Source organism: Cellulophaga sp., from assembly GCF_039943695.1.
Taxonomy (GTDB): domain Bacteria; phylum Bacteroidota; class Bacteroidia; order Flavobacteriales; family Flavobacteriaceae; genus Cellulophaga.
This window is the reverse complement of record NZ_JBDVAA010000133.1, coordinates 1-8,633: the sequence shown is the minus strand read 5'-3', so window position 1 is coordinate 8,633 and position 8,633 is coordinate 1. Positions and strand designations below refer to the sequence as shown.

At 33.9% G+C, this 8,633-nt stretch carries 3 protein-coding genes; 1 reads left to right on the top strand and 2 read right to left on the bottom strand.

Annotation, left to right across the window (positions count from 1 at the left end; all coding sequences use genetic code 11):
- Nucleotides 1-5,379 (bottom strand): Ig-like domain-containing protein (locus ABJD66_RS09265; RefSeq protein ID WP_348130728.1); only part of this gene is annotated, 5,379 nt, incomplete at its 3' end.
- A gap of 766 nt (nucleotides 5,380-6,145) precedes the next feature.
- On the opposite strand from ABJD66_RS09265, the gene ABJD66_RS09260 reads away from it, so the two are divergent.
- Complete coding sequence (locus ABJD66_RS09260; RefSeq protein ID WP_100895555.1) at nucleotides 6,146-6,724, top strand: TetR/AcrR family transcriptional regulator; 579 nt, start codon at nucleotides 6,146-6,148, stop codon at nucleotides 6,722-6,724.
- Nucleotides 6,725-6,784: 60 nt separating this feature from the next.
- On the opposite strand, the gene ABJD66_RS09255 is transcribed toward ABJD66_RS09260, so the two are convergent.
- A partial coding sequence (locus ABJD66_RS09255) for an OmpA family protein (protein WP_348130726.1) occupies nucleotides 6,785-8,633 on the bottom strand: 1,849 nt, incomplete at its 5' end.

Here is an 8,633-nt window from a genome sequence, read left to right as displayed (position 1 = left end):
AAAAGACATACCTCCTGTAGCACCAGTAGTACCACCAATTGTAAAGTTTGGTTGCCAAGCGTTTTCACTACCAGAAGCATTATCATCAATAGAGACCAAAGTTGCATTATCAATATCCGTAATTCTAACAATAGCATCTAACACACCTAATGATGAACTTACCACTGTAGAAAACCTATATTCTGCACCTAATGTACCCGCTCCGGATCCACCGCCTATGTATGTACCTCCATTAAATGAGCCAGCAGGTATACCACAAGCATCACCTTTTGTATCTGTAGGTGTAAATCCTAAAGATTCTACATAATCTAAAATTCCATCGTTATCATCATCAATATCTAAATCATTATCTACGTTATCCCCATCTGTATCTATAGGGTCTATATGTGTTGTACCATCTCTAAAATCTACTTCACTTGTAAAAGGATCTTGATCATTAGGAAAGTTTGTAACCTGTTGGTTGCTATTTGTAGGTCCGTTAGGGTCAGCAATTCCATTAGTTTCAGTTGTACTATTATCAAAACCATCATCTAAACCATCGTTATCAACATCATTGTTCGTTGGTAAAGTGTCAGCAGTATTATCTCCATCTACATCATAAGCTTCTACATAATCTGTTAAACCGTCATTATCTGAATCTAAATCTCTAAAATCTGGAGAGTCTGCACCATCTGAGTTAGCAGGTTGGTTTATAGATATACCAGACCCGGAAGATGTTTCATAATTGTCAGCAAGACCATTACCATCACCATCCGCACTTGGAGGTATATAGTTAGATGTTGATTGCCATTCAATATTATCAATAATACCATCATCATCACTATCCAAATCTAAATAATCTGGATTAGTACCACCATCTGTATTTTCCGGAATATTTGTAAAACTACCACCGTTATCGGCATCAAAAGCATCATCTACACCATCATTATCTGTATCATTACCAGATAATTGTACCAAACCGGCATCTGTTTGCGATTCTACTAAATCTCTAATACCATCATTGTCAGAGTCTATATCTAAATAGTTAGGGCTTCCAGAACCATCACTATCTGCAGGAATATTTATAACTCCGTTGCCATCTATACCTCCGTCTTCAGCGCTATTAGGAATACCATTTGTTCCAGGAGCACTTTCTGCAGTGTCTATAGATCCATTTCCGTCTAGGTCTAAACTTCCGTTTCCAGTTTCAACAACGTCTGGTATACCATCATTATCACTATCTAGATCTAAGTAATTAGGAATACCATCGTTATCAAAATCTGTTGTTCCTTCAACAACATCGGTAATACCATCATTATCATCATCCTCATCTATATTATTAGCTACACCATCTCCATCATTATCTAAATTGTATATTTTAGTTGTAGAGGCAGAACTTGAGTTTCCTGCTGTATCTGTTGTAGTAACACTACCCTCAATGGTCAAATCTACATCCTCTTGTAATTCAGAACCAGGTACATCAATACTAAAAACACCTCCAGAATCTACAGTACCACTGTAGTTTGTTCCGTTTATGGTTAAAGTAACCGTGTCTCCGGTATTAAAGTCGCCACTTACTGTACCTGTTATAGGTATATTATTTGCAGCTTCGGAAGCAGTGACAAGGTTGTTTGTAGTAACATTGTCTATAATTATTGTTACTACAGGAATTGTATTGTCTAATGCTATTGGATCATTATCTGTAGCAGGGTTTAAAGCTACATCAGTAACATCTGCAGTAACGGTTATTGGTCCGTTGGTTAAAGCAGAAATATCTGCATCTGTAGCAGTCCAAGAATTAGCGCTAACAGTAGCAGTTGTTGTCACAGTATTTGTACCATCAGAAAAAGTTACGGTTACTATTTGATTATTTTCTACACCCGTAGTTGTACCAGAAATAGTAACATCATTATCTTCTGATGCATTTACAATATTATCACCTTCTATAGGTGTTGTAATGTCTATTGTAGGTAATGAATTATCAAGTGTAACAGGTTCGTTATCTGTAGCCGGATTTAATGCTACATCGGTAACATCTGCAGTTACGGTAATTGGTCCGTTGTTTAATCCAGATACATCGGCATCTGCTGCTGTCCACACACCACCAGTTACTGTAGCCGTTGTAGTTACAATGTTTGATCCATCAGAAAAAGTTACGGTTACTGTTTGATTGTCTTCAACCCCGGTAGTTGTTCCTGACACACTAACATCATTGTCTTCTGATCCACTAACCACATTGTCCCCTTCAATAGGAGTATCAATATCTATAGTAGGTAAAGAATTATCTAAGGTGATAGGTTCATTATCTGTTGCTGGGTTTAGCGCTATATCGGTAACATCTGCAATAACAGAAATTGGTCCGTTAGTTAAAGCAGAAATATCTGCCTCTGTAGCAGTCCAATTGTTACCAATGACAGTAGCTGTAGTAGTTACTGTATTTGTACCATCACTAAAAGTTACGGTTACAGTTTGGTTGTCTTCTACACCAGTAGTTGTACCAGAAATAGTGACATCATTATCTTCAGACGCATTTACCACATTATCCCCTTCAATAGGCGTAGTAATATCTATAGTTGGCACAGAGTTTTCAAGTGTAACAGGATCATTATCTGTTGCTGGGTTTAGGGCTACATCGGTAACATCTGCAGTAACAGTAATTGTACCGTTAGTTAAACCAGAAATATCTGCATCTGTAGCAGTCCAGGAATTAGCGCTAACAGTAGCAGTTGTTGTCACAGTATTTGTACCATCAGAAAAAGTTACTGTAACAATTTGACCGTCTTCTACACCAGTAGTAGTACCGGAGATAGTGACATCACCATCTTCAGCTGCATTCACAATATCATCTCCTTCAATAGGAGTTGTTATGTCTATTGTAGGTAATGAGTTATCTAGTGTAATAGGATCATTATCTGTTGCTGGGTTTAGCGCTACATCGGTAACATCTGCAGTAACAGTAATTGTACCGTTAGTTAAACCAGAAATATCTGCATCTGTAGCAGTCCAAGAATTACCGGTAACAGTAGCCGTTGTTGTTACAGTATTTGTTCCATCGCTAAAAGTTACAGTTACCGTTTGACCATCTTCTACGCCAGTAGTTGTACCAGAAATAGATACATCATTATCTTCAGATGCATTTACTACATCATCCCCCTCAATAGGAGTTGTAATGTCTATTGTTGGCAATGTATTATCTAAAGTTACAGGGTCGTTATCTGTAGCAGGATTTCCGGCTATGTCTTCAACATCTGCGGTAACAGTAATTGTACCGTTAGTTAAACCAGAAATATCTGCATCTGTAGCGGTCCAATTATCACCAGTTACTGTAGCCGTTGTGGTTACAGTATTTGTGCCATCAGAAAAAGTTACTGTAACAATTTGGTTGTCTTCAATACCAGTAGTGGTACCAGAAATAGACACATCATTATCTTCAGATGCATTAACCACATCGTCACCTTCAATAGGAGTAGTAATATCTATTGTAGGAGGTGTTTTATTTCCTTTTAATGTTATAATTAAGTTAGCTATGTCAGAATTAGAACCATCAGATAATCTATATTCAAAAGTTTCAGTAAGAGTTTGTCCTATTAGTAAACCAGATACAGTAGGGTTGCTAACATCTGGTGTATATGTATAACTACCGTCACTATTTACTGTAATAGTACCATATGTACCAGTGTACACTGTATTTACGTTCCCTGCGCTGGCATCAATTTCAATAATCTGTATCATTGGATTATCACCTTGCCAATAGATGTCAGATATACCGGCAATTTGAGGCATTGGATCTGCATCTGTTACATCCGGTCCATAATTATAACCTAATCTTAATTGATTTATAGGTTCGTTAAAAAATACATTTACATTACCGGTTGCATCACTCTCAATTGCATTACCTGTGCCATAAAAAGTATTACCAGAAGTATTTACAACACCACCAGTTGTTACAAAAGTGAAGTTAGATGCAGTTCCATCTAATGAACCATTTATAGTTATTTGATCTTGCCAAGTAGTACTTTGAGAATAATCAATATCAGTAACAAGAAAACCTAAATTAAATACTGGTTCATTAAAAGTTATAATTAACTCTGTGTCTCCAGAGGGGTTTGTTGCTGCATCTATTTGGTAAAGCAAGTAACCTGTGTGTCCACCATTAGTACTAGTAGTTAAAACTATCTGGTTGTTAACCGTACCTACAGATGAAGGATCTGTAGATATAAAACTAAGTTGTACTCCTCCAATAGTTTTTGATTTTCCATTAACCGTTTCACCATTGGTAAATTGATTTTCCCAGACTAAAGTAGATAAACCTCTATCTACATAATCAGCTCCATCAACACCTATATCGGTTATTATATTACCAGAAACGTCACTCTCTACTACAACAGTTATTTCATCGGTATTATCTAATGCAATAGGTGCTTCATCAACACCATTAATAGTCACTGTAAGTATACCATAGTCAATATAACCATTTGGATCTCTAATAGTGTAAGAAACAATGTCCTGAAGTGCTTCTCCACTTTTTAAACCTGTTACCGATGAGTTAGCTTCATCCACATCATATATATAACTACCGTTTGCTTGTATAGTGACACTACCGTACAATGTGTTATAAACACTACCAACACTGGCAGGATAAACATCAACTTCAGATACAAAAATATTATTTCCATAATCAGGAGTTCCATCGGTCAATACGTTTCCAGTAACAGTTCCTGTAGAGCTAGCACTAATATTATTAATATTATCATATGCTACTGGTTGTGTATATACATTAAAGAAAGTCTGAGAAATACTAGATTGAGCAAAACTATCAGTAACCTGAACATCTATTGTTCTTAAACCATCTGTTTGAGGTTCAGATAAATTACCGTAATAAGTACCAGCTATAAAAGCTTGAAAAGATGCATTAGGTATTGGATTTCCTGAAGACTCTGTAATTAAAAAAGTAGTGCCCGATGTTTGTGTTACTAAAATATTGGTACCTGCAAAGCTAAATACCCTAGAAGGATAAGGGGCAGTACCACCTAAGTAAAATAATATAAATCCACTACCGTCATTAAAAGAAATTAATTCTCCAGTGGGTGTATCGGCAACTCCAGAAACAGATATGGTTGCACTTTGTACAAAACCATTATCAGAAGTCACAGAAGGGCTTATACCTATTGAATATATATTGGATGTTGATGGATCTAGAGTATATGTGTTATTATTGCCGGCCGTAAAAGCATTTAAATCTAATATGGGATTTGCAAAAATTACATTTTCACTTGCATTATCAAGTTTACTCTTATTATAGGATAGTAAATTTATGGGAATACATAGGTAGAGGACGGTTAAAAAAAGTAAACGAGATAAATTTGGTCTTTTTTTAGTTGATGGGAATTTTCTGATCATGTGTTGATTATTTTTTAACTGGGGAAATCTTTAAATAATTGTTAATGATATGTATGTATTTATATTTTGACTTATGTCTACATTTTATATTTTTTTTTTGTTAATTGATATTTCTTAATTACGTTATAGTAAAATTATTACAATAAATTAAAAATAAAGACTGATTGGTACTTTTCTTTATGTTTGTTATTTAAGTTTTTGTTTAAAATTTTGTTAAATTTTATTTAAGGTTAAATATTTTGAGTATTTGTATATGTGTTGATAGTTAGAAAGATATAATAAGAGGGTTAACTGTAACCAATTAATATATCTTACATATTGTAAATGCGGAGTTTATAACTCTAAAATATAGCTTATTTGTATGATAAAAGCTAGATTGATAATCCGTCTTTTTTGTAAGAAAAAAATAAATAAATGAATTGTTTTTTATTAATTGTAATGATGTAAAATTTAACTTTTTATTTAAAAAAAGGCGTTACGTATTTAATCATTAATTTATAAAAAAATAGTGCGTATTACTCACTTTTGTTGTGTGTTTCTACATATTTGTATGTGAAAGTGCTCTTTTTGTATGTAAAACTTTTTTATGTCTAATACACTTAATAATTAACGTTTGATAATAAATTAATTACTGTAGTCCTCTTTAAACGTTAAAGGAATATTAAAGTGTTGTGTTTTGTATTGTTTTGTTAACGTTCGTTCATATATTTGAATCTTGTTTTTTTATGAAAACAGACCTCAATCAAAATAGTATCAAACTAACTTTATGAAAAGAATAACAAAAAAGGAATTATTTTTTGAAAAGACACTTAAGCTAATAAGTGAAAAAGGATTTAAGGCAACTACAATGCGTGATATTGCGCATGAGTTAAATTTTGAAGTTGCTAATGTTTACAATTACATAGATTCTAAAGAAGCTTTATTAGAAGATTATATATTTAGTACGTTAGAGGAATTTGTGGTGTATTTGGACAATATTATGAATTCTTCTTATTCTCCAGTTGAAAAACTAAAGTTTGTTATTTCTAAACATGTACAATACACGCTTAATAAGCCTTATGAGGTTTCTCTTTTTGTGTATGAGTGGCGTAGTTTAAAAGATGAAAAGTTAGAAGACTTTAAGGTAAAAAGATCAGGTTATATTAGTACTGTTAGTAATATAATTGAAGAAGGTATTGCTGAAGGTTCCTTACGTAAAATGGACAGTGAGTTTTCAACGTTTATGGTAATTTCATCAATGCGATGGTTGTTTAGTATGATAACCAATGATGATATAAAAGTAAACCCAATAGAGATAGAGAAGCAGTTAACAGATTTTATATTTAAAGGTATAGAGAATAAATAAACACTTATAGTTTATTATAAAAAAAGAGGAAGCTAAAGCTTCCTCTTTTTGTTTGTTGTTTTAGTTTTTAATTACAATAAACTCAGACCTTCTATTTTGTTGGTGTTGTTCTTCGGAGCATTTGCTATTAGAATCACAGTTGTTAGTTAGTTGAGATTCCCCAAAACCTTTGCCTGACACACGCTCAGGCGCAATACCATTGTCTAATAAATACTTTACCGTTTCTTTTGCTCTTCTGTTTGATAGTGCTTGGTTGTAAGCAGTAGTAGCTCTAGCATCTGTATGTGAACGAACTTCAATAACAACGTTTGGATACTCTTTAAGGTACGCAAATACTTGTTGCATTGTAATTTGTCCATCAATTCTAATGAAGGACTTATCTAGGTCAAAATAAATAGGATCTAGTTTTAAGTATTTTGTTAAATCTGTACCAATAGGGGCAGCCCTTTTAATAGGATTTAATTTTACAATAACAGGATCTAGTTCTTTATTACGTTCTATAGCAAAAGAGGTAGTTCCGTTTTCAAACTCTATTTTTTGTCCCAGTAGGGTATAGGTATCCTCCCAGCAAATATCTTCTAGTGTAAAGTTTCCTTTTTTATCAGCTCTAGTTTCAAACACCAAAGTGTTTTCTTTGTCTTTTACTTGCACAGCAGCGTCTGCAATACTAGCACCTGTTTTAAGATTAACAGCAGTACCTGTAATGGTATTGTAACAATTAAGATTGAGTTCTTTTGTTTGAACAAAGCTATAAATATCATCATACCCTTTACCACCATCACGGTTAGATGCAAAGAATCCTTTTAGAGAATCTTCATCAAAAATAAAAGAAAAATCATCTTGTTTACTGTTTACAGGTTTGCCAATATTTAAGATGTAAGAATCGTTAAAGTTATCAGTAATTTGTGTAGCAAAAATATCTAACCCACCAAGTCCAGGGTGCCCATCAGAGGCAAAATACAAGATGTTATTTTTAGATACAAACGGAAACGTTTCTCTAGATTCTGTATTAATTTTATTACCAAGATTTAGGGGAGCACTAAAGGTTCCATCAGCAATAATATCTACCACATACAGATCAGACATACCACGCGTACCAGGCATATCCGAAGCAAAATATAATTTAGTTTCATCTGGCGATAGGGCAGGGTGTGCTACAGAATACTCATCACTATTAAAAGGCAATTCTGTAATTTTTCTCCATTGGTCATCCACCTTTGTAGCTCTGTATAATTTAAGTCTACTAACGCCATCTTTATCACGTGCAAACCTCCCGTTATCGGAGTTGTTTCTGGTAAAATACATAGTGTTACCATCTTTGGTAAAAACAGCCGAAGACTCGTGTGTTTTTTTATTTAGTTTACGGTCTAATTTATCAGCATTAATAGGGTTGCCTTCTTCATTAATTTGAGCAGCATACAGGTTTAAAAATGGTTGGTTGTTCCACTCGTGAATAGAATTGCGCACGGTACCAGTATCTCTAGCCGAAGAAAATACAAGCTTATTCATATAATAAGCCGGTGAAAACTCAGATACACTAGAGTTCATCTCTAGATTTTTTAGATTGTAACGTCCAGAGTTTTTTTCAATTACTTGTAAATAATTGGTGTTATTTTCAAACAAGGTAGCTCTAGAGTCGTACTGTTTAATTTGATCAAACTTACGCATCCAAGTATCAGATTTTTCATATTCACCAATAGACTTTAGTGATAATGCATATTTGTATACCTCTTCAGGATCTACGTTCGCATCTTGAAGATTTACTAGTTTTTCATACCATTTAGCAGCATTTTCATACCTAGCATTAAGGTAATTAGAGTTAGCAAGTTTTCTGTAAATAGTTTCAGAGCTGTATCCAAGATCAATTAACCTTTGGTATACATCAATAGCCTCCGCATATTGGTAGCTT

Coding starts and splice junctions, on each gene's coding strand:
- ABJD66_RS09260 (WP_100895555.1), top strand. CDS start 6,146: ATGAAAAGAATAACAAAAAAGGAATTATTTTTTGAAAAGACACTTAAG.